We start from the raw sequence: 23,769 nt of genomic DNA, 5'->3' as shown, positions 1-23,769 counted from the left end.
TTCAATCCGGGTCAAGAATGTATAGCGGTTTTTTAACCTAAAATAAGATATAATGAGGAATGAGAATACGTATAGGTTCATATATCAATGAGAAAACATATGGCATTAAATTCTATTACTTATCAAAAATGCTTTCATACTTCTGCGCAACAATATGCGGACAATAAAAATAAGAAAGTGATTATTGGCATGTCAGGTGGTGTAGATTCTTCGGTTTCTGCCTTTATCCTTCAGCAACAAGGTTACCAAGTTGAAGGTTTATTTATGAAGAATTGGGAAGAGGATGATGATACCGATTATTGTACCGCAGCGGCGGATCTAGCGGATGCACAAAATGTGGCAGATCGCCTAGGCATTAAGTTGCATAAAATTAATTTTGCGGCGGAATATTGGGATAATGTTTTTGAACATTTTTTAGCAGAATACCAAGCAGGTCGAACGCCAAACCCTGATATTTTATGTAATAAAGAGATCAAATTTAAGGCATTTTTAGAATATGCTGCGGAGGATTTGGGGGCAGATTATATTGCAACAGGGCATTATGTCCGCCGTTCGGCAGATAATGAAAATGCACAATTATTGCGTGGTTTAGATGCAAATAAAGATCAAAGTTATTTTTTGTATACGTTAAGCAATCAGCAAGTGGCGAAAAGTTTATTTCCAGTAGGTGAGATTGAAAAACCGATTGTTCGTCAGATTGCAACTGATTTAGGATTGGTCACCGCGAAGAAAAAAGATTCAACGGGGATCTGCTTTATCGGTGAGCGTAAATTTAAGGAATTTTTAGCGCGTTTTTTGCCCGCTCAACCAGGTGATATTAGCACGGTGGAAGGAGAAATTGTAGGTCGGCACGATGGCTTGATGTATTACACCTTAGGGCAGCGTAAAGGGTTAGGGATCGGCGGTGTAAAGGGGTTGAGTGAAGATCCTTTTTATGTGGTTGAGAAAGATTTAGTGAACAATGTATTAATTGTTGCACAAGGGCATGATAATTCAGCGTTATTATCGACCGGTTTAATTGCTAATCAATTACATTGGGTCGATCGTCAAACTATAGGTGACACACTACGTTGTACGGTCAAAACTCGTTATCGTCAGACGGATATTGCTTGTCTAGTCGAACCCATCGATGCTGAAAATATTCGTGTTATTTTTGATGAACCACAAATTGCGGTAACGCCAGGGCAATCAGCCGTATTTTATCAAGGTGAAGTATGTCTTGGTGGGGGAGTGATTGAAGAGCAACTTAAATAATTACTTTCGTTAACAAGCGGTTGGATTTTGCAAATAATGAGTAAAATCTGACCGCTTTTTTATTGCCTTAACGTAAATTTACCGGAAATTGTTTGGGAACAATAAAAATGGCAGGCGCTACGATAATTGCCATCAGCCAAAAAGCAAAATTAGGCAAGTCTTGATAAATAGTGCCAATGCTAAAAGTAAAAATCGCCATAAAACCACAATTAGATAAGGCAAAGTAAAGCCCTTGTAATTTGGTTACTTTTTCAAAAGGCTGCGTTGAAATGTAACAAATCATTGCATAATGTGCTACTCCAAAAGTTAAGGCATGCAATGTTTGCGAACAAAACAGTGCAACAATATGGGTTGTAGAGGCTAAGATCGACCAACGAATAATTGCTGCGATTGAGCTTAAAATCATCAAATGTTGAATTCGCCAAGATTTGAATAACTGATTAGCAAATAAGAAAAAGATGATCTCTGAACAAACAGCAGTACCCCATAAAAAGCTACTTGTTTGGGTTGAAATGCCCACAGTAGACCAATGAATGGTGCTATAAGTGTAATAAGCAGCATGCGATCCCATAATTAATGAAATAGCAATCATCATTCGTAAAGTTGTGGGTTGTTTTAAAATTTGCCAATAAGTTAAGTGACAAGCGGTCTGATTTTGTGCATTTTTTACAAAATGTTGTTGCGGAGTAAGTAATTGACCGCTTCCTAGTAAAATGAAAAAGCCTGCCATAATCCAAATGATCACTTGTTCACCCCACCAGTTTGCTAAATAACCGGTGCTTAATGAACCTACTACAAAAGCAATCGAACCAAACAGTCTAGCTTTGCCATAATCTAAGCCAATTTGTTTCTGCCATAAAGAGGCAATGCTATCGCTAATCGGCATAGTTCCAGCATTGAAAATATGAAATAGCATTAATGCAGGAAAAAGTAACCAAACTGAATCGACAGTATAGGCAAGCAAGATAATTGTCACGATATTGAGCAAAGTTAAACGGCGTAAAGTCGGAATTAATTGATTAGCTTGTTTTGCCCATTGTGATGACAACATACCGCCCGCGAAGCGGAATAAATAACCAAATGAAGCCAATAAGCCGATCATTTCAGTGGTATAGCCGTGGTGTTTTAGCCAAACCGGTAAAAAGGGCATTAATACCCCATATGCACAGAAAAAGCCAAAAAAGTTAAAGGCTGTCCATTGAAAAGGGGGTCGGTTTGATCATAATACGTGTTCCATTTGGGTGATTTGATGAAATGCAGACTAGCAATTGTTATTCACGACTCAGGAAAAATTTTGCTTTCTACGATTTTTAATGGCGATATGCTAAACTGATACTATTCTACACCCTAAAAGGATTCTCAAAAATGTTTTGGTTTAAAAATGTTATGATTTACCGCTTAACAAATGCGCTGCAATTAGCAAGTAATGAGTTGGAACCATTATTGCAACAACATCGCTTTATTGGGTGTTCTCAAAGTGAGATGAGTAAATTTGGTTGGACAGCACTGCTTGCGAAGACTGAACAATTACATTTTTGTCAGGCAAAACAATTTCTACTGATTTCACATAAAGAAGATAAATTATTACCGGCTAATGTGATTAAAGCAGAAACGAAAGAACGTATTGCACTTTTGGAAGAAAAAGAAAATCGTAAACTGAAAAAGACAGAAAAGCAGGCGATTAAAGATGATGTCATCGCCATGTTATTACCACGGGCTTTCAGTAAGTATCAATTCACCGCTATTTGGTTAGATTTAGATGCACAATTGGTTTATGTTGATGCGGCTTCAAGTAAGCGCACGGAAGCCAGCTTAGCATTATTACGTAAAACATTAGGCTCATTACCGGTTGTCCCCCTTTCATTTGTGCAGTTACCTGCCGAAGTTATGACAAATTGGCTAGCTAAAGGGCATACGCCAAACTGGCTAACGTTATTAGAAGAAGCAGAATTAAAATCTTTTGAAACAGAGAGTGTGATTCGTTGTAAAAAACAAGAGCTTGAGTCAGATGAAATTTGTTACCATCTACAAGCGGGTAAATTAGTGACTAAATTAGCGATTGAGTGGGAGAACCATTTTTCTTGTGTATTAAATAATGATGCAACACTCATTCGCCTTAAGTTTGCCGGTGAGATAATCGAAAAAAATGATGATATCCTCAAAGAAGATATTGCTCAGCGTTTTGATGCTGATTTTTTATTAATGACAGAAGAACTTAGGTTATTTACGCAAAAACTCATCGAAGAATTTGGTGGCATTAAAGAATAAAGTAAAGAAAATAGCAGAAAAGTATCGCTTAATATCAAGCTTTTATTATGCTTGATTAGATCAAAAGCGAAGTGTTGCCCACTGCTTGAGTGGGCATTTACTCATGAGCATTATGCCGCTTGACGATGATAAAAGCGTAAACTATGTTCCTGTTGGCGGGCAGAACTAAAGGCGGAAACCCGTTTTAAATAGCCAATGACGCGTGTGCCGTAGTCAATATTTGCTGAACCACATTTTCCACAATGATGCAGTGTTCGTTTATCAATATAATGGCATTCATTACAGATAGTTATTTTGACATTGACACAAAAGTAATTACAGCCAGTTTTTGCTGCAATATCTAATAGTGAGCGATAGCCTACTTTAGAAAGTGATTCATCTAAATTGAGATGAAGTGCAGAGCCACCATCTAACCACTCAATTAATTGCTTACCATGTAATAAGAATTTATCGAGCGCATTAATTTGTTGATCTTCGACTAAGTAGAAATATGAATTATAGCAATCACGAGGAACGAAATAGCCGTCTTGTTTATCCCATTTAGCGTTTTTCACGCCTAGATTTTCAGCAGGTACAAACTCCGTGTTAAATTTTACTCCATATTGTTGTGAAGCGGTTTGATTTGCTACAAAAATAACGTTTAAACGGCTTTGCACAAAATCAATATATTCTTGATTATAACCAACGGTTAATCCTTGGGATTCTGCCGCTTCTGCCATACCATTTATGCCGATCGTTAAGAATTGTTTATCTAACGTAATAAAACCCGCATCATACGCCGGCAACATACCTGCGGCTAAATAGTCTTCCATTAATTTACGGTAAGCGTATTGATATTTATGAATTTTTTCCACTTCTTTTGCCAGATCGCGTTTATCTTGCACTAAGCGGTTCATATTGATGGTAATTACGTTAATTGAACCAGTAGCAACACCGCCCGCACCAAGCGAATAGGAAAATGTATGATCCGCGATTTCATTGCGTAAACGACAGCAAGACGCTAAAGAGTCAGGATTATCTGATTGGTAGATAAAGAATGAATTACCTTGCGAAAGTTCTTCTGCCATTTGATCAGCAAATTGATTATCTTTGCATTGGCCGTGCTCTGTGAGCATAGCTACGGTGATAACAGGAAAAGTCAAAATGGCTTTAGTTCGTTCTTGGTTAAACCATTTCATAAAGAAAAGTTGTAATTTCGCGGTTGTTTGCCAGTTTGGTCGTTCAAAATCAGGGAAAACAAACTGGCTAAACATAGCTTCAAAATAATATTTATCATATAAGGAAATATTCCAAAAGACGCTTTGATAACCACGCGCAGCGGCGGGTTGGTTAATACTATAGACAACTTGTTGTAGGTGGTTACAGATTTCTTGCTTATGCGTTTCAAGATAGTCATCGCCAAAGTCTTTACGTGCAAAATAGTCAAAGTAAGTCAGAAATTCAACCGTGGCCACTGCACCAGCAAATTGTGAACTCACGGCAAATACAAAGTTAACAAATGAACCACAAAATGAAGCCAAATGTTTCGGTGCTTTTGATTCTCCGCCAAATTTAGTTAAACCATATCGCAAAAAAGGATACATAGTAACGGAAACACAATAAGGCTTGAGACTGGTTTCATCATGGACATAGATTTCGTGATGTTCAATTTGACGTAAGTACTCACTCGCTAATTCAGCATCAAATAATTCAGCAATTTTATTGCTTACTTTGGCACGATTAATCTGTACGAAAAAATCTTTCATCATTTCGTTTTCCATCGTGGCAATATTTTTTTGTGTAATGTTCGCATTTGCATCCATTTTCGAACCGTCTGCTGCATTTTTGGCATTCAAATATTGTTCAATAAAGTTTAATTTGTCTTTGAGTTGATTTGGTTGTAAACGAATCATTAGCGTTCAAACTCCTTGATAAATAGATGGTTTAGATTCTCGCCCGTGCGTAAATCTATAAAATGTTGATTAGTTGTCAGGCTTGTTAAGCCACCACGTTCTGCAATCCAACGACCTGTTTTCAAATAGGTTAATTCAGCTAACAAGTCGGCAGGCAATTCGAATTGTTCTAAACCAGTGTAAAGGCAAGTGTGTAAACCTTGTGCTTTGACTAACTTGAGTAGCGATAATAATTTTTGGAGGTGCCATTCACCTCCCATAAACAATACACAACTAATTAAGCGATCATATTTTGCCAAACATTCAGCCAGGTAACTTTCAGTTAAAATTTGCCCGCTACCAGCTTTCCAGCTATCGCTACTATGGCAACCTTTGCAACCTAATGGACAGCCTGTAATTAAGAATGCGAGTGACGTTTCTCGTGGCACTTCTTGCCAAACGATTTGTTCTGAACAAAATCTGATGCTATTCATTTGTTATAAAATTGTTACTATATATAGTTATTTGGTTTGTGTTTAAACACAATATATTGTGTATTTTAGGTGTTTTTGGCAAAAATGAAATTGGAATATTTTACGTAAAGGGCTTGCAATTTTTTTAGATAAATAAAATCAAACAGATAGAAAATTGTAAATTTTGCAGATCTAAAACCGTTGTGTGCCGAATAAACAGACTTTGTTTAAAAAACGAAATGGCGATACCGCATTATTTTTATTGTCGTAGGTAGCAAAAAACGGGATAATAACAACCTTTTTTAGCTAATTATCTTGAAGCGGTCAGATTAGTAAATAATCACAAAATGGCCTCATAGTTTTTGCTTGCTAGATTTTAATTGTGGATTTTATGGTCGATTATATTCTGTTAGTGATCAGTACAGCCTTAATTAATAACTTTGTACTTGTGAAGTTTTTAGGGCTTTGTCCATTTATGGGCGTATCAAAAAAAGTGGAAACCGCAATTGGTATGGGAATGGCGACTACTTTTGTGTTAACACTTGCTTCGTTATCTGCTTATTTAGTTGAAACGTTTATCTTGATCCCATTAGATGCACAATTCTTGCGAACTTTAGTGTTTATTTTGGTTATTGCAGTTATTGTGCAATTGACGGAAATGATCGTACATAAAACGAGCCCAACGCTATATCGTTTACTCGGGATCTATTTACCCCTGATTACTACAAATTGTGCTGTGCTTGGTGTCGCATTATTGAATGTGAATTTATCGAATAATTTAATTGAGTCTGTCTTATATGGTTTTGGTGCAGCGGTTGGTTTTTCATTAGTGTTAGTCTTATTCGCAGCATTACGTGAGCGTTTAGCTGCCGCGGATGTGCCTCGTCCTTTCCAAGGAGCGTCGATTGCCTTGATCACGGCAGGTTTGATGTCTTTGGCGTTTATGGGCTTTACGGGCTTGGTGAAACTCTAATGTTAGATCTTTCAATTATTGCTTACCTTTTAATTGCAATTTGCTTAATTGCACTGATTTTTGGTGCGTTATTAGGCTATTTTTCCGTTAGATTAAAAGTAGAAGCAGATCCTATTGTCGATCAAATTGATGCTATCTTACCACAAAGCCAATGTGGGCAATGTGGATATCCCGGCTGTAAGCCCTATGCAGAAGCCATTGCTAATGGTGATCAAATCACTAAATGTGTGCCGGGTGGACAGCCATTAGTGGTTAAAATTGCTGAATTGATGGGCGTTGATGTCCCGTCAATGGATAATACCGCTGTACCAGAAGTAAAAGTTGCGCTGATTCACGAAGATATGTGTATTGGTTGCACTAAATGTATTCAAGCTTGCCCGGTAGATGCGATTATCGGTACTAATAAAGCAATGCATACTGTCGTGGCAGATCTTTGCACCGGTTGTGAATTATGTGTTGCCCCTTGTCCGACAAATTGTATTGAAATGATAAAAGTCAAACAAAATCCACGTTCTTGGAATTGGCAATTTAATCCAGATTTAATTATTCCGATTGTGAATACTACGGAATTACAAAAAAAAATGATTGTGGGTAGCGCTAAAGGAGAGATACAGAATGATTAATCCAAATTTAGTGCTTGAACGTATTCGCCAAAATAAAAAAACGGGTCAATTGTGGACATATCCGGGCGGTATTCACCCCAACCAAAATAAATTGCAATCCAACCAAAAACCGATTCGTAGCTTGCATTTACCTAAATTCTTTTATGTTTCTACAGTGCAACATTCTGGTTGGAGTGGTGAATTAATTGTCAAAGTAGGCGATTATGTATTAAAAGGCCAACAATTGACTCAAGGTGAGCATTATCGTCAATTGCCGGTTCATTCCCCCACTTCAGGTAAAGTGGTTGCAATTGAGCCTTATGTATCCTCTCATCCGTCAGGTTTACCTGAAACCACTATTATTATTGAAACAGATGGCAAAGATGAATGGATTGAACGCCACCCGATAGAGGATTTTTTAACACTAACAAGCGATCAAATTATCCAAAAAGTTTACCAATATGGCATAGCAGGATTAGGCGGTGCCGTATTCCCTACTGCTTGCAAATTAAGTCTGGCAGATAAACGCTGTAAAGCCCTGATTATTAACGGCGCAGAGTGTGAACCTTATATCACTTGCGATGATCGCCTAATGCAAGATTTTACCGCTGAATTGCTAGAAGGCATTCGTATTTTACGCTATGTATTACGCCCAGAAGAAGTTGTGATTGCCATTGAAGATAATAAACCACACGCGATTGCAGCCATTGAACAAGCACTCAAAGGCGCAAATGATATGTTTGTGCGGGCTATTCCAACCAAATATCCTTCAGGTGCCAGTGATCAACTCGTACAAATTCTAACCGGATTAGAAATTCCACAAGGCAAACGCACCATTGAAATGGGAATCGTCATGCATAATGTTGGAACAGCTTTTGCGATCAAGCGGGCAATTATTGATGATGAGCCCTTGATTGAACGCGTGGTAACTTTAACCGGTGATAAAATTCGTAATAAAGGTAACGTATGGGCACGGCTTGGCACGCCAATCATTCATTTATTAGAACAAGTAGATTATCAAGCCGACCGCCGTTTACCTGTTTTTTTAGGCGGCCCAATGACAGGTTTTATTTTACCATCATTACAATCACCCGTAACGAAAACAGCTAACTGCATTATTGCGCCTGATCATTTTGAATATGCGCCCCCCGAGCCTGAACGAAACTGTATCCGTTGTTCTAATTGCTCCGATTCCTGCCCTGTCAGCTTATTACCGCAACAGCTTTATTGGTTCGCGCGTGCTGAAGATCACCAAAAATCGATGGAATACCATTTAGATGCTTGTATTGAATGTGGTGTTTGTGCTTATGTATGCCCAAGTTATATTCCACTCATTCAGTATTTCCGCCAAGAAAAAGCCAAAATTAACGAAGTTGAACAAAAGGCTAAAAAAGCAGAAGAAGCAAAATTACGTTTTGAAGCTCGAGAAGCACGGTTACAAAAAGAAAAAGAAGCACGCACTGCTCGTATTTCACAAGCAGCAGACAAACGACGCGAAGAAATTGCCCAAAATCAAGGTGCCGATCCTGTTGCTGCCGCATTAGAACGTATTAAAGCGAAACAGGCAGCGATTGAAGCCGTAAAAACTAAAGAGAACGGTGAGCCTGATAACAGTGAATTAATGGCACAACGTCGAGCCAGACGTTTAGCAAAACAAACAGCAACAGAAAATGATTCACGAACAGAGAAACAAACAGATAATATTAAAACAACAAATGTCGTACCAGAAAATGAAATAAGTGATCCACGTAAAGCTGCAGTGGCTGCTGCATTAGCGCGAGCGAAAGCGAAAAAAACGGCGCAACAAGCGGGCGAAGTAGCGACAGAAGTTGCAGCAGAGAATGAAATAAGTGATCCACGTAAAGCCACAGTGGTTGCAGCGTTAGCGCGGGTGAAAGCGAAAAAGGCGGCGCAACAAGCGGACGAAGTAGCGAAAGAAGTTGCACCAGAGAATGAAATAAGCGATCCACGTAAAGCCTCAGTGGCTGCGGCATTAGCGCGGGCGAAAGCGAAAAAACAAGCTCAGCAAAAAGGTTTAGAGGAATAAAACGAATGTTTAAAATGGTTAGTTCTCCTCATACACATGGCACCAATCTTACAGCCAAGTTTATGTTGTGGGTAATAGTAGCAATGTTGCCAGCACTGATTGTACAGATCGCTTTTTTTGGTACGGGTGTAGTTATTCAGTTGGTAATTGCATTGAGTATGGCGATCGTTATTGAGATAGTGGTGGCAAAATTACGGCATAAATCAACGACTTTCTATTTGGCAGATTTAGCAGGTGTGGTAACCGCAACCATTTTAGCTATGGCTATTCCGCCTTATGCGCCTTATTGGGTCGTTATGATTGGTATGATCGTTGCGTTGTTACTTGCTAAGCACTGTTATGGTGGTTTGGGGCAGAATCTGTTTAATCCAGCGATGGTGGCTTATGCTTTTTTATTGATTTCTTTTCCGGTACAAATGACGTCTTGGTTACCTTCATTTGAGTTATTAGCTGAGCCACCAACCTTTAAAGATGCTTGGCTTTTGATTTTCAAAGGCGTGACTAGCGATGGTTTTACTTCTCGGCAGTTATTAAATGGGATTGACGGTATAGCACAAGCAACGCCATTAGACAGTGCTAAAACTAGTATTGCTAAACTTGGTTTTGATGGTGTTATTCAATCGCCTATTTTTTCCGGTATTTTTGCGCGTGGTTGGTTACAGTTAAATTTAGCTTTTTTAGCAGGCGGGCTGTTTTTATTGTATAAGCGTATTATTCATTGGCAGATCCCGGTTGCAATGTTAGTGGTGTTTAGTGTCTTGAGTGCGTTAACAGATTTAGTGGCTATGCATACACATTTGAATGTATTGAGTCAATTATTTAGCGGTGCAATGATGTTTGGTGCTTTCTTTATTGCAACAGATCCGGTTTCTGCATCGATCACGCCTAAGGGTAAATTAATTTTTGGCGGTTTAATTGGGTTATTAGTCTATTTAATTCGTTATTATGGGAATTATCCTGATGCGATAGCCTTTGCGGTGTTACTTGCAAATCTTTGTGTGCCGTTGATTGATCATTATACACAACCTCGTTTGTATGGGACCCACAGATAATGAATACCACCAAGATTACACTCAGATATGCATTAATATTAGGCATTATTGCTTTACTTTGCACTGCAATTTCAACCGCTATTTATTGGTTAACAAAAGATAGAATTGAGAATGTGATTGCAATGCAACAACGTTATTTGTTACAAGAGGTTGTGCCTATTGATTATTTTGATAATGATTTATTGGCTACGTGTAAAATGGTGCAATTAGCGGATAAACCTTATGTAAATCGGATTTATCTTGCTAAAAAAGCAGATAAATTAACCGCTTATGCACTTCAAACTACGGCACCTGATGGCTATTCTGGCAATATTGTATTGTTGATGGGGATTCAGCCAGACGGTAAAGTCCTAGGCGTTCGCACTGTAGATCATAAAGAAACGCCCGGGTTAGGAGATAAAATTGATTTACGTGTGTCTAATTGGATCTTGAATTTTATGGGTAAACAATTTAGCCCTGAAGATGAAGCGAAATGGTATGTTAAAAAAGACGGCGGTCATTTTGATCAGTTTACCGGTGCAACAATTACACCACGTGCCGTGGTAAATAATGTCCGTAAAAGTGCTAAATGGGTCATTACTGAATTAGCAGAAAATCCAACAATAATTGAGCAGTTTGAGGTATGTAAATAATGGCGGATAATCAAATTCCAATTACTCAGATTGAAGATGGCGCAGTAAAACAGCCGTCTGTTTGGCGAAATTTATTGATTGATGGATTATGGAAAAATAATGGTGCCTTAGTGCAATTGTTAGGCCTTTGCCCTTTATTGGCTGTATCGAATAGTGTGACTAATGCACTAGGGCTTGGGCTAGCAACCTTATTTGTATTGTTGTGTACTAATATAACTATTTCTTTATTTCGTCAAATGATCCCGCATGATATTCGTATTCCTATTTATGTGATGGTGATTGCAACAGTGGTAACGGCGGTGCAATTGTTGATGAATGCTTTTGCGTATCCTGTTTATCAATCATTAGGCATCTTTATTCCATTAATTGTGACTAATTGTATTGTGATTGGTCGAGCAGAGGCTTATGCATCTAAGCATCAAGTTCATCATTCTGCTTTTGATGGGCTAGCAACAGGCTTGGGAATGACACTAAGTTTAGTGTTGCTTGGTGCAATCCGTGAATTAATTGGTAATGGCACATTATTTGATGGATTAGATTTGCTGTTTGGTAATTGGGCAAAAGTGTTACGGCTTGATCTCTTACAGTTAGATTCAGGTTTATTGTTGGCCATTTTGCCACCGGGTGCTTTTATTGGCCTTAGTTTAATTTTAGCGGTCAAAAATCTTTTTGATCATAAATAACATGATTTGATTAAGTATAATTAACGATAAAGATAACAAATTATGGAACAGATTACAGAAAAAACGGGTTATACCCATAAATTTTTATGGGTGTTTTTGCACCCTAGGTATTGGGTGGTGTGGTTAGGTGTATTGGGATTACTCATTTTAGCCTATGTGCCTTATCGTTTACGCGATAAATTGGCAACTATTGTGGGCAGAGTGGTAAGCAACTATCTGAAAAAAAAGGGTAAAAAGCAATATTACCGCGCAGATATTAACTTATGTTATTGCTTCCCAGAATGGTCAGCGGATAAGCGTGCGCAAGTGATCGAACAGATGTTTATTAATGTCGCTCAAACGATGTTAGGAATTGGTGAAATTGCTGTGCGTTCGGTCGCACATTTGCAAAAACGCAGTGAATTTATCGGTTTAAATTATTTGAAACAGGCTAAAGCTAAAGGTAAAAATATTATTTTATTAGTACCGCATACGTGGTCAATTGATGCTTCAGGTATTATTTTGCATACGTATGGAATGCCAATGGTGTCAATGTATAATCCACATCGCAACGCGCTTGTTGATTGGTTATGGAATGCGACACGTGAACGTTTTGGCGGAAAAATGCATACTCGTCAAAATGGTATAAAACCTTTTTTAAATGATATTCGCAAAGGCAATATGGGATATTTTTTGCCAGATGAAGATTTTGGTGAAGAATTAAGTGTCTATGCAGATTTTTTTGCAACTGAGAAAGCGACTTTACCGGGCTTAAATAAAATGGCACGTGTGGCAAATGCAGAGGTTATCCCTATGTTTCCTATTTATAATGCTGAGAAAGGTGTTTATCAAATGGAAATTTTACCGGCGATTGAGTTTTCGGGATCTTCTGAGCAATCGGCGAGGGAAATGAACAAAGTGATTGAGTATTTTGTGCATAAAAATCCCGCACAATATGTTTGGATTTTGCGGTTACTGAAAACACAACGAAACGGACAAGATATTTATAAACGCTCATAACAGAAGCGGCTAAATTTTGTTAAAAATTTAGCCGCTTTTTCTTTATTTGGCAATTGTAGTTTGAATTAATTTTTCTGCTTTTGCTAAGCTATTTTCCACTTCTTTATATGGTGTATTGGTGTGTGCTACAATTTGTTCAGCATTATTTAAAATCACTTCGACATGCCTTGCATTTGCTTCAGTAACCAATACTTTTAAAGGTAATTGTAATGCCAGTAGCGGATCTTTGATCATCAATGCAGTGCCTACTTGCGGCGTGCCATAAATCAGTACAGTTGCAGGTTGCATAGTTAATCCCACTGCTTTTGCAGCAGCTTGATGATCGATTTTAGTAAAAATTTTCATGCCTTTTTGCAGGAAAGTTTCTTCTAAGGTAGATAAAGTTTGCTGAAAATCGAATTTGCTTTCAAATACTTGAGGTTTTAAATTTTGCTCTGCCATTGCAAATGTTGGCAAGAGTAATGACATAATGCGATTTTTTTTAGTTTCATAAAGCACCCTTAGTGAATAGAAATAGGTTAGTGATATGTTCGACAGTTTAAAGCCTATTTGCTTACAGTGAGCCAATTCGATAACATTCTTTGACCAAATTCAGTAAGAAAAGATTCTGGGTGAAATTGCACGCCATATATGGGTAACGCATTATGTTTAAAGGCCATTAATACATTTTGATCACAGACAGCGGTTGCGATAAGCGGTGTATTAATAAGAGAAATTTGCGAAATAGCCCAAGAATGATAAAGCCCAACCTTGAATTGTGGCGGTAAGCCATCAAATAGTGGATTTGGTGCAATTTGTTGGATCAAACGTTGTTGGCCGTGTCGAACATTGGTCAAATTATACAGTGTACCCCCAAAAAATTCGCATAATGTCTGATGACCTAAACAGACGCCTAAAATAGATTTATGTTGATAAAAGCGAGCCAACATCTCTAATGTATTAGGATATGCAGAAGGCGTATCTGGCCCCGGTGAAATTAAAATATGGCTAAATGATTCTACGTGGTTTAAGTCTAATTGTTCGACGGACACTACTTGCATCTCAACTTTTATTTTGCGCAATAAATCGACCAAATTAAATGTAAAAGAATCGTGATTATCAATAATGAGTAATTTAGTTTGGTTGATCTTCATTTGTTTCTTCAACTCGTTCTGCAATTAACGTTAATTTATTTGTTTCAAAGTCGTTACTCAGCATATCAACTTTCGGAATTATTTGATTCGCTTTGTTGGATAGTTGTTGGAAACGTTCGACTTTACCTACTAGGCCTTGGCGCCCGGCTAACGCAGTAACTGTTTGATTATATTGAGTATTAACAGTATTCAAGGTATTGCCTAATTTATTCAAGCGCTCAGCAATCATACAGACTTGATTATAAATATCGCCCGCTTTTTCGCTAATCTCTTGCGCTTCAATATTGCTTCGTTCAGTTCGCCATAAGTTGGCGACAGTGCGTAAAATGGGCATTAAGGTGGTATGCGAAACGAGAACGACATTACGTTCATAGCCATAATTGAATAATTGTGGATCTTGCTTCATTGCTTCAATATAAGCCGGTTCGATTGGCACAAACATTAAGACAAAATCAGGGCTAGAGACTTTCGGTAAACTGCTATAATTTTTCTTGGAAAGGCCATCAATATGTATTCGTAGTGATTTACAGTGCTCAGTCAATGCTTGGTTTATCGCTAATTTTTCTTCTGATCTGACCGCTTGATCGTAAGCTAATAAGGATACTTTGCTATCAATAATTAAATGTTTATTATCGGGTAGATGAATGACAAAATCGGGTGTAAAGCGTTTACCTGTTTGATCACGGAAGTTTTCTTGCGCGACATAATGTTCATTGGCTAAAAGTCCGGCAGCTTGTAAGGCACTTTCTAATTGCATTTCGCCCCAATTACCCACGACTTTATTATTGCCTTTTAAGGCTGTGGTTAGATTCTGAGCTTCTGTTGACATTGAAATACCAATTTGTAACACACGTTTAATTTCTGCTTCAAGGTTTGTGTTACCTTTGACAGACTCACTATGCATTTCATTCACCCGCTTTTGAAAACCATCAATTTGTTCTTTAAAAGGTTTAAGTAAAGCGTCTAACGATAATTGATTGGTTTGAATAAAAGATTTACTTTTTTCATCTAAGATTTGTTGTGCAAGGTGTTGAAATTCAACGTTTAATTGTTGTTTAACTTCTATAAAATTGCGTTGCTGTGTTTCAAAGTTTGCTTGTTTTTCTTGCAAGGTGGTTCGTAATTCAGTTAATTCATTGCTAGTTTGCCGAATTTCTTGAATAAGCGATTGATTTTCTTGATTTTTCTGTAAGAGTGATTGTTGTTGATGGGCTAATTGTTCTTCTACATTATCCGCTTTAGTTTGTAATGAACCCATACGTTCTTTAAGGGCATGGGTATATTGATGTTGTTGATGCTGTTGTTGTTCATATTCCTCAATTTTGGTTTGTAATCGGTTGATTTGGTTATCTTTTTCAGTGATACGTTCAACACTTGCTTGCAATTGTGTTTTATATTGAATGTTCCAGTGTTCCACCTGATTTTTTTCTTGCATCAGTTGGTCGAGCTTTTGGTTGCTTTCAACCGTATCCGTTTCAGCTTTTATTAAATCTTGTTGGAGCTCAAATGCATCTCGTTGATAGCGAGATTTTAAGAAAAATAAATAAACCGCGATTGCGCTTAACCCGCCTAATGCAATATATAACCACATTACTTCGATAACCATCATTTCTTTCCTTCTATAAAAATATACAGTAGTATTATAACAATAATTTTTCTGATTGTGTTTAGGTAAGAAATTATTATGATAACTATCTTAATAAGCAGATAAGAGTGATAAAATTAATGCCTTTTTTAGCCAATGCAATGCAACAATTTATTCAGACTGCCAATGATTTTGGACAGCAGAAGCACCCCTTTTTCTTTTTAATTGATTTTGAGCAGCAAAAACCAATAATTGTACCGCTTGAGCAAGCACAAGTAAGTGGGCTATTTTTTGATTTTACCGGAAAAACAAATTATCAAGCTAAGCCCGTTACAGCGGCTTGTCAATTTAATTATCAAGCTATTCCATTAGCCCGTTATCAACAAGGCTTTGAGTTCGTACAACAACAAATACAAGTCGGTAATAGTTATTTATTGAATTTAACTTATCCAATGGCCATTCACACAAATTATGATTTAGCTCAGCTATATTCTACGTGTTCTGCAAAATATAAATTATGGTTTAAAGATCAATTTGTCTGCTTTTCGCCAGAAACCTTTGTACGAATTTACGACAATAAAATTTATGCTTATCCAATGAAAGGTACAATTAACGCAGATTTCCCCAATGCTGAACAGCAATTAATGGTGTCTGAGAAAGAGTTTACCGAACATAATACGATTGTTGATTTAATTCGCAATGATTTAGCATTAGTGGCAAAAAATATTCAAGTAACAAAATATCGTTATGTCGAAAAAATTAATACTTATCGAGGCGCTATTTATCAAACTAGTTCTGAAATTTGTGGCGAATTATCAGCAACGTGGCAAGCCGGTGTAGGGACCTTATTAGCTAAATTATTGCCAGCAGGATCGATTAGTGGCGCACCAAAACAAAAAACCATTGCCATTATTCAGCAAGCTGAATTGGACAAACGTGGTTATTATACGGGGATTTTTGGTTATTTTGATGGTAATCGGTTAGAAAGTGCAGTGGCGATTCGTTATATCGAACAGCAAGAACAACAACTGATTTTTCGTAGTGGCGGCGGTATTACAGCTAAAAGTGAATTAACTGCTGAATACCAAGAATTATTAGAGAAAGTATATGTGCCAATTTCCACTGTTTGAAACTATTTTGATTATAGATGGCGTTGCACAAAATTTGGCTTATCATCAAGCTCGCCTCAATAATACCATTGCACACCTTTTTCAACGTGAAAAGGTGTACTGCTTGCAGGAAATCATTCAAGTACCTCGCGAATTTCAACAAGGCATAGTACGTTGTCGGATAGATTACCACCAAACAGCCTATCAATTACAGTTCTCTCATTATTTACCTAAAGTCATCCGGCGTTTTCAGTGCGTTTATACACAGGATTTTACATATTCATTTAAATATAGTGATCGAAAGCGATTAGATTTACTCAATAATCAGCAAGCGGATGAAATTATTATTGTCAATAATGGCTGGATCAGTGATGGTAGTATTGGTAATTTACTCTTTTTAAAAGCAGGTCAATGGTATAGTTCGCAAGATTATTTATTAAAAGGCACACAATTAAGTTATTTAATCGATAATAAACAAGTGAAATTGACCAAAATCGCAGTACAGGATCTCCTTCAATATGAAAGAGTAATGTTGATTAATGCGTTAAATCGTTTTGAATTGTTAAGATCTTTAACCATTTCAGCGATTCAATTTTGAGAACTGGATCGAAAAACAGTAAAAAAACACTTGCAACTGTATAAGTAAACACTATAATAAAACACAGTTAATTGACGACAAATAGTCGTTTTATCAAAAATTTGCAAAGGATAACATTATGGCAGCGGATAAAAAAGCCCAAAAGAATACAGCAACTAAACAGGTTGATCCCGAACAAAAAGAAAAGGCATTAGCAGCAGCACTGGCTCAAATTGAAAAGCAATTTGGTAAAGGATCTATTATGCGTTTGGGCGATACGCAAGCACTTGATATTGAAGCTGTTTCCACCGGTTCAATTGGTTTAGATGCTGCATTAGGTATTGGTGGTTTGCCAATGGGACGAATTGTAGAAATCTATGGCCCCGAATCATCAGGGAAAACCACGTTAACTTTATCTGTCATTGCTCAAGCGCAAAGAATAGGCAAAACTTGTGCATTTATTGATGCTGAACATGCGCTGGATCCCGTTTATGCACGTAAATTAGGCGTAGATACCGATGCCTTACTTATTTCACAACCTGATAATGGCGAACAAGCGCTTGAAATTTGTGATGCATTGGTCCGTTCAGGCGCGGTTGACGTCATTATTGTTGACTCAGTTGCCGCATTAACACCAAAAGCTGAAATTGAAGGCGATATGGGTGATTCGCATATGGGCTTACAAGCTCGTTTAATGTCACAAGCATTACGAAAATTAACTGCTAATATTAAAGCCACTAATTGCCTAGTTGTTTTCATTAACCAAATTCGGATGAAAATTGGCGTAATGTTTGGTAATCCAGAAACGACGACAGGCGGTAATGCACTTAAATTCTATTCCTCTGTCCGCCTTGATATTCGTCGTTCGGGTGTTGTGAAAGATGGTGATGAAGTGGTTGGCAGTGAAACCAAAGTTAAGATCGTTAAAAATAAAGTAGCACCGCCATTCCGTGAAGTACAATTTGATATTATGTACGGAGAAGGCATTGCTCGAATGAATGAATTACTTATTCTTGCTGAAGCGAATGGCTTTATTCAAAAAGCAGGAGCATGGTTCTCATATAATGGTACTAAAATTGGTCAAGGCAAAAATAATGCAATTAAATGGTTGAAAGAAAATCCTGAAGTGGCAGAGAAAATTGAACAAGAGATTCGCAATTTATTAATTTTAACACTGGATCAGCCAGCTTCTGGAAAACTTGAGTTAGATGTAAATGATGAAAGTAATTTTGACGAAGCGTTTGAGGAGCAAGAATAAATAAAGTGCGGCTACTATTCAAATAGAGCCGCATTTTAGTTTATTGCTTAGCATTGAATTTTTTTAGTATTATTTATGATGCCTAAATATACTGCAGTCAACTATTTAATCTATTTACTTTCTAAGCGTGATTACAGTGAATATGATCTACGTAATAAGCTTATTCAAAAACAATATGAGACGGATGAAATTGAACACGCTATCCAACAAGCTCAGCTTAATAATTGGCAAAATGATGAACGTTATTGTGTGAGTTTTATTCGTTACCGTTCACAGCAAGGTATAGGACCAAGACGCCTAAAGCAAGAATTACGTTTAAAAGGTATTAAGGATTATCTGATTAGCGAACAATTACAGAATACAGAAATTGATTGGTTTAGTTTAGCCGAACAACTATTTGAAAAAAAACGACCGCTTGATTGGAATATAAAAGTGAAACAAAAAATGTGGCGTTTTATGTTAAGTCGAGGGTTTTATAATGAACATTTTAGTCATTTAATGGATCTAGAGGAGGTAAGCAAAGAATATGAATAAAATTACTTTTTTTAGTCGATTTGAAGCAGATATTTTAGGTGGTAAAAAAACCATTACCATTCGTGATAAAAGTGAATCTTATTTTCAACCACAACAACAATTAAACGTTTTTACACATGAAACTGACCGCTTATTTGCTCAAATTCGTGTATTATCCGTTGTGGCAATTGATTTTGATGATTTAAATGAACAACATGCACAACAAGAAAATATGTCATTAGCTGAATTACGTCAAGTTATTCGTGAGATTTATCCAAATGAACAAAAATTCTTTGTGATTAAGTTTGCACTAATTGAATGAGTCTATTTACTTCAACAAAACACGCTGAAGTTTGTCCTGATTGCGGTGCTGAATTAAAATTAAAACGCGGTAAGCAAGGGCTATTTTGGGGATGTACTGGTTATCCTGCTTGTCGCTATATTAGGCCGTTACAACAAATGTATCAGGTTATTAAAGTGTTAGCTGAAAGTTGCCCGGTTTGTGGATATGCTTTGCAATTAAAACAAGGTCAATTTGGGATTTTTATTGGTTGTAGTCATTATCCACAATGTACTTTTACGGTTCGTAATGAAATAGACAGCGATCACGCGATCTTTGATTGTCCTGCTTGTAATAAGCATAAATTAGTGGCACGTAAAAGCCGTTTAGGTAAACCATTTTATGGTTGTAGTGGTTTTCCTGAATGTAAGTTTACCTTGCCGAGTGAGCCAATCGCTAAAATCTGTCCTAAATGCCATAGTAAATTAGCGATTGTCAAAAAACAACGAGGCAAAATGTGTTATTTATGTATAAATAAGGGATGCCAACATTTATTTAGTGAAGAAAATGAATAATTTATTAGCAGTTATTGAATTATTAAAGCAAAACCAAGTAGTTGCTTACCCAACAGAATCAGTGTTTGGATTAGGTTGTAATCCAAATAATGAAGAGGCGATTCGCCAATTATTACAATTAAAAAATCGCCCAATAGAAAAAGGATTAATTTTGGTTGCACCCACTAAAGAATTATTATTACCTTACATTGATGAAAGCAAATTAACAGAAAAACATTGGCAATGTTTTGACACTATTACTGAGCAAGCGGTGACTTGGATTATGCCAGTACACAAAAATGTGTCTCATTATTTAACAGGTAAATTCAATACTATTGCTGTACGTTTATGTCGTGTCCCTGCAGTCGTGAAGCTATGTGAGTCGCTAGGGTTTGCGTTAACTTCTACTAGTGCAAATCTCACGGGATTACCACCTTGTCGGACAGCTTTAGAAGTTAAACAACAATTTGGCGATCATTTTCCTGTATTAGAAGCTGAAACGGGTAATAGAATGAACCCCTCGGAAATTCGTGATATTTTTACTCAACATATTTTTAGGCAAAGATAATGGCACGTCAATATGCAGTGTGGGGTAATCCTATTGCGCATAGTAAATCTCCATATATTCATCAGTTATTTGCTCAACAGACAAATCGTCGTATTGAATATGTCGCGAAATTAGGGGATAAAATTGCGTTTGAAAAGCAACTTGTACAATTTTTTACTGATGGTGCAAATGGTGTAAATATTACTTCACCATTTAAAGCACGCGCGTTCAGATTAGCGGATGTATGCAGTGAAAGTTGCTTATTAGCAGGCGCGGCTAATACACTGAAGCGTTTAGATGATGGTCGTTTGTTTGCAGATAATACAGATGGCAAAGGGTTTTGTGCCGATTTAGCTCGATTAGAGTGGCTAATTCCTGAACAGCGAGTGCTAATTTTAGGCGCGGGGGGCGCCACTAAAGGGGTGTTACTTCCCTTATTGTTGGCTAAGCAGAAGGTTACTTTATCTAACCGCACGCACATTAAAGCGGTTGAATTAGCTCAGCAATTTGCTAAATATGGCGATATTCAAGCGGTCTCTCTATCTGAAATTGTTCAGCATCCACCATTTGACTTAATTATTAATGCAACATCTTTAGGTCTACAAGGCGGATATATAGCTTTGCCTAATCATTTATTTGAGAAGAGTGCTGTCTATGATATGGAATATGCTAGCAATATGTGTACTCCATTTTTAAATTATGTTCGTACACAAGGCGTTACACGTTATCAAGATGGTTTGGGTATGTTAGTAAGTCAAGCCGCTTTTTCTTTTCAGTTATGGGAAGGGGAATTGCCAAAGGTGGAAAATGTACTTAAACAACTGAGAGCAGAAATGGGTTATGTTAAATAACGGTTATAAGATAATTTTTTGTTGCTTCTTGAGTATGATGTTTAATATTTAGACAAATAATTAAGAATGTAAAATTTTTTGCAAAAAGTGTTTGACGACTAGCAATAAAGTAAGCATAATACGCTCCGTAAGCCAATATGGTGAACGTAATAATGTAGGCTACATAGCTCAGCTGGTTAGAGCACAACACTCATAATGTTGGGGTCGCAAGTTCGAATCTCGCTGTAGCCACCAAAGTTGCGGGAATGGCGAAATTGGTAGACGCACCAGATTTAGGTTCTGGCGCCGAGAGGTGTGTGGGTTCAAGTCCCTCTTCCCGCACAATTTATTGTCTTACAAATTAATTTAATGTTGGGGTATCGCCAAGCGGTAAGGCACCGGGTTTTGATCTCGGCATCCCTAGGTTCGAATCCTAGTACCCCAGCCATTCTCAGCTATCCTTTCAGTTAATTTATCGTCAAATATTTTCTTTTTGATTCATTACTAATTTTTATTATTTATTCTTTTCTTTTGCTTTATCAGAAAATTAAATTAAAATTACTAATTACTCATAAGGAGAAATTGAATGTTAAATCCAAAGAATTTTGAATCACTTGCACAGCAGTTACATAATGCATTGCCACAGCCATTGAAAAATGTTGGTAATGAGCTTGAAGAGAAGTTTAAACAGATCCTTCAAGCACAATTAGTAAAACTTGATGTCGTTACTCGTGAAGAATTTGATGTGCAGTCCCAAGTGTTATTGCGTACACGTGAAAAGCTTAATGAATTAGAGAGTCGCTTAGATCAATTAGAGAAACATTCAAGCGAAGACTAATTTTATTCTTGACGTTAATCATTAAAAGGAGCTTGAAAATGCGAAATATTAATCCAACAGATACAATGGCTTGGCAAGCGTTAGTTCAACATAAAGCTGAGCATCTTAGTATTCCTCAGCTTTTTGCAGAAAATGAAGATCGTTTTGCTACATATAATTTATCTTTTGAAGATCAAATTTTAGTTGATTATTCAAAGAATGCGATTAATCAAAAAACATTAACTTTGCTACGTCAATTAGCGAAAGAATGTGATGTTGATGGTGCACGTCAAGCAATGTTTTCTGGTGAGAAGATCAACCGGACAGAAAATAGGGCTGTTTTGCATATTGCGTTGCGTAATCGTGCAAATAAAGCTATTTTCGTTGATGGCAAGGATGTGATGCCAGCAGTCAATGCAGTATTAGCTAAGATGAAAACGTTTAGTGAAAAGGTGATTAAGGGGGATTGGAAAGGCTATACGGGTAAAGCAATTACGGATGTGATTAATATTGGTATCGGTGGATCTGATTTAGGTCCTTATATGGTGACGGAAGCATTACGGACTTATAAGAATCATTTAAATATGCATTTTGTATCTAATGTAGATGGTACACATATTGCGGAAGTATTACGTAAGGTTAATCCAGAAACTACTTTAGTGTTAGTGGCATCTAAAACCTTTACCACACAAGAAACAATGACGAATGCTTTTTCTGCACGCGAGTGGTTGTTAGCGGATGCTAAAGATCAATCAGCAGTGGCGAAACATTTTGTTGCATTATCAACCAATAGTGAAGCGGTCGCTAAATTTGGAATTGATACAGAGAATATGTTTGAATTCTGGGATTGGGTTGGTGGGCGTTATTCATTATGGTCTGCGATTGGTTTGTCTATCGTCCTTTCTATTGGCTTTGATAATTTTGAGCAATTGCTTGAAGGTGCTTATGCAATGGATAAGCATTTTTATCATACAGCGGATGAACAGAATATTCCGCTTACGTTAGCGTTAGTTAGTATTTGGAATAATAATTTCTTAGGTGCACAGACGGAAGCAATTTTACCTTATGATCAATATTTACATCGTTTTGCGGCTTATTTCCAGCAGGGGAATATGGAATCAAATGGTAAATATATTGGGCGAGATGGCAAAGCCGTAAATTATCAAACTGGGCCTATTATTTGGGGAGAGCCGGGTACTAATGGTCAACACGCTTTTTATCAGTTGATTCATCAAGGAACAACATTAATTCCTTGTGATTTTATTGCACCTGCTCAGACACATAATCCATTATCAGATCATCATAATAAGCTATTATCAAACTTTTTTGCTCAAACAGAGGCATTAGCATTTGGTAAATCAAAAGCGCAAGTAGAATCAGAATTTACTCAACAAGGTAAATCGCTTGATGAAGTGAAAGATATTGTGCCATTTAAGGTATTTACGGGTAATAAGCCGACAAATTCAATTTTATTGAAAAAAGTGACCCCTTATAGTTTAGGGGCGTTAATTGCTATGTATGAACACAAAATTTTTGTGCAGGGTGTGTTATTCAATATCTATAGTTTTGATCAATGGGGCGTTGAATTAGGCAAACAATTGGCTAATCGTATTTTGCCAGAACTTGAAGATGATCAGCCTGTTGTTAGTCATGATAGTTCAACAAATGGCTTGATTAATCAATTTAAAGCGTGGCGTGAGTAAATAAGCGGT

At 37.1% G+C, this 23,769-nt stretch carries 24 protein-coding genes, 3 tRNA genes and 1 pseudogene; 22 read left to right on the top strand and 6 right to left on the bottom strand.

The features are described 5' to 3' along the window. The first annotated feature begins 99 nt into the window (after positions 1-99). Positions 100-1,254: a tRNA 2-thiouridine(34) synthase MnmA gene (mnmA, locus tag BMX01_RS02970; RefSeq protein WP_126497634.1), complete on the top strand. Its 1,155-nt coding sequence runs from the start codon at positions 100-102 to the stop codon at positions 1,252-1,254. Between the two features lie 67 nt (positions 1,255-1,321). Here mnmA and BMX01_RS02965 read toward each other — a convergent pair. Next, positions 1,322-2,461, bottom strand: a pseudogene (locus BMX01_RS02965) (3-phenylpropionate MFS transporter); the annotation flags it as partial. A gap of 158 nt (positions 2,462-2,619) precedes the next feature. Between BMX01_RS02965 and rdgC the strand changes: the two are divergent. Continuing rightward, positions 2,620-3,522, top strand: a complete 903-nt coding sequence (rdgC, locus tag BMX01_RS02960; protein WP_074647732.1) for a recombination-associated protein RdgC — start codon at positions 2,620-2,622, stop codon at positions 3,520-3,522. Positions 3,523-3,632: 110 nt separating this feature from the next. Here rdgC and nrdD read toward each other — a convergent pair whose 3' ends face one another. Together nrdD and nrdG are read right to left on the bottom strand one after the other, a co-directional pair. Next, positions 3,633-5,414: an anaerobic ribonucleoside-triphosphate reductase gene (gene nrdD, locus BMX01_RS02955; protein ID WP_064082596.1), complete on the bottom strand. Its 1,782-nt coding sequence runs from the start codon at positions 5,412-5,414 to the stop codon at positions 3,633-3,635. Then, entirely contained in the window at positions 5,414-5,887 is a 474-nt protein-coding gene (nrdG, locus tag BMX01_RS02950) for an anaerobic ribonucleoside-triphosphate reductase activating protein (protein WP_064082597.1), read from the bottom strand. The genes nrdD and nrdG overlap by 1 nt, the downstream gene beginning before the upstream one ends. A gap of 370 nt (positions 5,888-6,257) precedes the next feature. Between nrdG and rsxA the strand changes: the two genes are divergently transcribed. From rsxA to lpxM, 7 genes are read left to right on the top strand one after another with little or no spacing between them, the layout of a single operon-like run. Further along, on the top strand, positions 6,258-6,839 hold the full coding sequence (gene rsxA, locus BMX01_RS02945; RefSeq protein ID WP_064082598.1) for an electron transport complex subunit RsxA: 582 nt from the start codon (positions 6,258-6,260) through the stop codon (positions 6,837-6,839). Further along, positions 6,839-7,462 carry an electron transport complex subunit RsxB gene (gene rsxB / locus BMX01_RS02940; protein ID WP_064082599.1) on the top strand — a complete coding sequence of 208 codons (624 nt, stop codon included), beginning with the start codon at positions 6,839-6,841 and terminating at the stop codon, positions 7,460-7,462. The genes rsxA and rsxB overlap by 1 nt, the downstream gene beginning before the upstream one ends. Beyond that, entirely contained in the window at positions 7,455-9,488 is a 2,034-nt protein-coding gene (gene rsxC / locus BMX01_RS02935; protein ID WP_064082600.1) for an electron transport complex subunit RsxC, read from the top strand. The genes rsxB and rsxC overlap by 8 nt, the downstream gene beginning before the upstream one ends. 5 nt (positions 9,489-9,493) lie before the next feature. Then, the gene (gene rsxD, locus BMX01_RS02930) at positions 9,494-10,540 is read left to right on the top strand and encodes an electron transport complex subunit RsxD (RefSeq protein WP_064082601.1); all 1,047 of its coding nucleotides are present in this window, start codon (positions 9,494-9,496) and stop codon (positions 10,538-10,540) included. Continuing rightward, positions 10,540-11,172, top strand: a complete 633-nt coding sequence (gene rsxG, locus BMX01_RS02925; RefSeq protein ID WP_064082602.1) for an electron transport complex subunit RsxG — start codon at positions 10,540-10,542, stop codon at positions 11,170-11,172. The genes rsxD and rsxG overlap by 1 nt, the downstream gene beginning before the upstream one ends. Further along, positions 11,172-11,855, top strand: a complete 684-nt coding sequence (locus BMX01_RS02920) for an electron transport complex subunit E (protein WP_064082603.1) — start codon at positions 11,172-11,174, stop codon at positions 11,853-11,855. Before rsxG ends, BMX01_RS02920 begins: the two co-directional genes overlap by 1 nt. A 42-nt stretch (positions 11,856-11,897) precedes the next feature. Next, the gene (gene lpxM, locus BMX01_RS02915) at positions 11,898-12,854 is read left to right on the top strand and encodes a lauroyl-Kdo(2)-lipid IV(A) myristoyltransferase (RefSeq protein WP_064082604.1); all 957 of its coding nucleotides are present in this window, start codon (positions 11,898-11,900) and stop codon (positions 12,852-12,854) included. A 42-nt stretch (positions 12,855-12,896) separates the two neighbouring features. Here lpxM and BMX01_RS02910 read toward each other — a convergent pair whose 3' ends face one another. The 3 genes from BMX01_RS02910 to BMX01_RS02900 form a co-directional block, all read right to left on the bottom strand. Next, on the bottom strand, positions 12,897-13,322 hold the full coding sequence (locus BMX01_RS02910; protein WP_074647729.1) for a DUF302 domain-containing protein: 426 nt from the start codon (positions 13,320-13,322) through the stop codon (positions 12,897-12,899). 77 nt (positions 13,323-13,399) lie between these two features. Then, positions 13,400-13,987: an anthranilate synthase component II gene (locus tag BMX01_RS02905; RefSeq protein WP_064082606.1), complete on the bottom strand. Its 588-nt coding sequence runs from the start codon at positions 13,985-13,987 to the stop codon at positions 13,400-13,402. Further along, positions 13,968-15,596 carry a DNA recombination protein RmuC gene (locus BMX01_RS02900; RefSeq protein WP_074647727.1) on the bottom strand — a complete coding sequence of 543 codons (1,629 nt, stop codon included), beginning with the start codon at positions 15,594-15,596 and terminating at the stop codon, positions 13,968-13,970. Before BMX01_RS02900 ends, BMX01_RS02905 begins: the two co-directional genes overlap by 20 nt. Positions 15,597-15,733: 137 nt before the next feature. Here BMX01_RS02900 and BMX01_RS02895 point away from each other — a divergent pair, with 137 nt between their 5' ends. From BMX01_RS02895 to pgi, 13 genes are all read left to right on the top strand, one after another. Then, complete coding sequence (locus tag BMX01_RS02895; RefSeq protein ID WP_064083031.1) at positions 15,734-16,702, top strand: aminodeoxychorismate synthase component I; 969 nt, start codon at positions 15,734-15,736, stop codon at positions 16,700-16,702. Then, positions 16,680-17,279 (top strand): aminotransferase class IV family protein, encoded by a 600-nt coding sequence (locus tag BMX01_RS02890; RefSeq protein ID WP_064082608.1) that lies wholly within the window; start codon positions 16,680-16,682, stop codon positions 17,277-17,279. Before BMX01_RS02895 ends, BMX01_RS02890 begins: the two co-directional genes overlap by 23 nt. Before the next feature lie 118 nt (positions 17,280-17,397). Next, entirely contained in the window at positions 17,398-18,516 is a 1,119-nt protein-coding gene (recA, locus tag BMX01_RS02885; RefSeq protein WP_064082609.1) for a recombinase RecA, read from the top strand. A 78-nt stretch (positions 18,517-18,594) separates the two neighbouring features. Next, positions 18,595-19,050 (top strand): recombination regulator RecX, encoded by a 456-nt coding sequence (gene recX / locus BMX01_RS02880; protein ID WP_064083032.1) that lies wholly within the window; start codon positions 18,595-18,597, stop codon positions 19,048-19,050. Then, positions 19,043-19,351, top strand: coding sequence for a N(4)-acetylcytidine aminohydrolase (yqfB, locus tag BMX01_RS02875; RefSeq protein WP_010944430.1), 309 nt, complete (start codon positions 19,043-19,045; stop codon positions 19,349-19,351). The genes recX and yqfB overlap by 8 nt, the downstream gene beginning before the upstream one ends. Further along, positions 19,348-19,884, top strand: a complete 537-nt coding sequence (locus tag BMX01_RS02870) for a DNA topoisomerase family protein (RefSeq protein ID WP_064082610.1) — start codon at positions 19,348-19,350, stop codon at positions 19,882-19,884. Before yqfB ends, BMX01_RS02870 begins: the two co-directional genes overlap by 4 nt. Further along, positions 19,877-20,431 (top strand): L-threonylcarbamoyladenylate synthase type 1 TsaC, encoded by a 555-nt coding sequence (locus BMX01_RS02865; RefSeq protein ID WP_064082611.1) that lies wholly within the window; start codon positions 19,877-19,879, stop codon positions 20,429-20,431. Before BMX01_RS02870 ends, BMX01_RS02865 begins: the two co-directional genes overlap by 8 nt. Beyond that, positions 20,431-21,261, top strand: a complete 831-nt coding sequence (aroE, locus tag BMX01_RS02860; protein WP_064082612.1) for a shikimate dehydrogenase — start codon at positions 20,431-20,433, stop codon at positions 21,259-21,261. The genes BMX01_RS02865 and aroE overlap by 1 nt, the downstream gene beginning before the upstream one ends. A gap of 157 nt (positions 21,262-21,418) precedes the next feature. After that, positions 21,419-21,495: transfer RNA gene (locus BMX01_RS02855), tRNA-Met, on the top strand. A gap of 5 nt (positions 21,496-21,500) precedes the next feature. Next, positions 21,501-21,582: transfer RNA gene (locus BMX01_RS02850), tRNA-Leu, on the top strand. Between the two features lie 31 nt (positions 21,583-21,613). After that, positions 21,614-21,688, top strand: a tRNA-Gln gene (locus BMX01_RS02845). A 138-nt stretch (positions 21,689-21,826) separates the two neighbouring features. Continuing rightward, positions 21,827-22,078, top strand: coding sequence for a ubiquinone biosynthesis accessory factor UbiK (gene ubiK, locus BMX01_RS02840; protein WP_064082613.1), 252 nt, complete (start codon positions 21,827-21,829; stop codon positions 22,076-22,078). Between the two features lie 38 nt (positions 22,079-22,116). After that, the gene (gene pgi, locus BMX01_RS02835; RefSeq protein ID WP_064082614.1) at positions 22,117-23,760 is read left to right on the top strand and encodes a glucose-6-phosphate isomerase; all 1,644 of its coding nucleotides are present in this window, start codon (positions 22,117-22,119) and stop codon (positions 23,758-23,760) included. Positions 23,761-23,769 lie beyond the last annotated feature (9 nt).

Origin of the sequence: [Haemophilus] ducreyi (genome assembly GCF_900109315.1) — a bacterium.
Lineage (GTDB): Bacteria > Pseudomonadota > Gammaproteobacteria > Enterobacterales > Pasteurellaceae > Haemophilus_B > Haemophilus_B ducreyi.
Note: the sequence above shows the minus strand (reverse complement) of the source record. Positions and strands in the feature narration are given on the sequence as shown.

What these genes read in the sequence shown, in the direction of transcription:
- BMX01_RS02905 (WP_064082606.1), bottom strand. Translation starts at nt 13,987, where the DNA reads ATGAAGATCAACCAAACTAAATTACTCATTATTGATAATCACGATTCT.
- rsxB (WP_064082599.1), top strand. Translation starts at nt 6,839, where the DNA reads ATGTTAGATCTTTCAATTATTGCTTACCTTTTAATTGCAATTTGCTTA.
- BMX01_RS02895 (WP_064083031.1), top strand. Translation starts at nt 15,734, where the DNA reads ATGCAACAATTTATTCAGACTGCCAATGATTTTGGACAGCAGAAGCAC.
- BMX01_RS02870 (WP_064082610.1), top strand. Translation starts at nt 19,348, where the DNA reads ATGAGTCTATTTACTTCAACAAAACACGCTGAAGTTTGTCCTGATTGC.
- rsxG (WP_064082602.1), top strand. Translation starts at nt 10,540, where the DNA reads ATGAATACCACCAAGATTACACTCAGATATGCATTAATATTAGGCATT.
- aroE (WP_064082612.1), top strand. Translation starts at nt 20,431, where the DNA reads ATGGCACGTCAATATGCAGTGTGGGGTAATCCTATTGCGCATAGTAAA.
- rdgC (WP_074647732.1), top strand. Translation starts at nt 2,620, where the DNA reads ATGTTTTGGTTTAAAAATGTTATGATTTACCGCTTAACAAATGCGCTG.
- mnmA (WP_126497634.1), top strand. Translation starts at nt 100, where the DNA reads ATGGCATTAAATTCTATTACTTATCAAAAATGCTTTCATACTTCTGCG.
- BMX01_RS02920 (WP_064082603.1), top strand. Translation starts at nt 11,172, where the DNA reads ATGGCGGATAATCAAATTCCAATTACTCAGATTGAAGATGGCGCAGTA.
- BMX01_RS02910 (WP_074647729.1), bottom strand. Translation starts at nt 13,322, where the DNA reads ATGTCATTACTCTTGCCAACATTTGCAATGGCAGAGCAAAATTTAAAA.
- rsxC (WP_064082600.1), top strand. Translation starts at nt 7,455, where the DNA reads ATGATTAATCCAAATTTAGTGCTTGAACGTATTCGCCAAAATAAAAAA.
- yqfB (WP_010944430.1), top strand. Translation starts at nt 19,043, where the DNA reads ATGAATAAAATTACTTTTTTTAGTCGATTTGAAGCAGATATTTTAGGT.
- rsxA (WP_064082598.1), top strand. Translation starts at nt 6,258, where the DNA reads ATGGTCGATTATATTCTGTTAGTGATCAGTACAGCCTTAATTAATAAC.
- rsxD (WP_064082601.1), top strand. Translation starts at nt 9,494, where the DNA reads ATGTTTAAAATGGTTAGTTCTCCTCATACACATGGCACCAATCTTACA.
- recA (WP_064082609.1), top strand. Translation starts at nt 17,398, where the DNA reads ATGGCAGCGGATAAAAAAGCCCAAAAGAATACAGCAACTAAACAGGTT.
- BMX01_RS02900 (WP_074647727.1), bottom strand. Translation starts at nt 15,596, where the DNA reads ATGATGGTTATCGAAGTAATGTGGTTATATATTGCATTAGGCGGGTTA.
- recX (WP_064083032.1), top strand. Translation starts at nt 18,595, where the DNA reads ATGCCTAAATATACTGCAGTCAACTATTTAATCTATTTACTTTCTAAG.
- nrdD (WP_064082596.1), bottom strand. Translation starts at nt 5,414, where the DNA reads ATGATTCGTTTACAACCAAATCAACTCAAAGACAAATTAAACTTTATT.
- ubiK (WP_064082613.1), top strand. Translation starts at nt 21,827, where the DNA reads ATGTTAAATCCAAAGAATTTTGAATCACTTGCACAGCAGTTACATAAT.
- nrdG (WP_064082597.1), bottom strand. Translation starts at nt 5,887, where the DNA reads ATGAATAGCATCAGATTTTGTTCAGAACAAATCGTTTGGCAAGAAGTG.
- BMX01_RS02865 (WP_064082611.1), top strand. Translation starts at nt 19,877, where the DNA reads ATGAATAATTTATTAGCAGTTATTGAATTATTAAAGCAAAACCAAGTA.
- lpxM (WP_064082604.1), top strand. Translation starts at nt 11,898, where the DNA reads ATGGAACAGATTACAGAAAAAACGGGTTATACCCATAAATTTTTATGG.
- BMX01_RS02890 (WP_064082608.1), top strand. Translation starts at nt 16,680, where the DNA reads ATGTGCCAATTTCCACTGTTTGAAACTATTTTGATTATAGATGGCGTT.
- pgi (WP_064082614.1), top strand. Translation starts at nt 22,117, where the DNA reads ATGCGAAATATTAATCCAACAGATACAATGGCTTGGCAAGCGTTAGTT.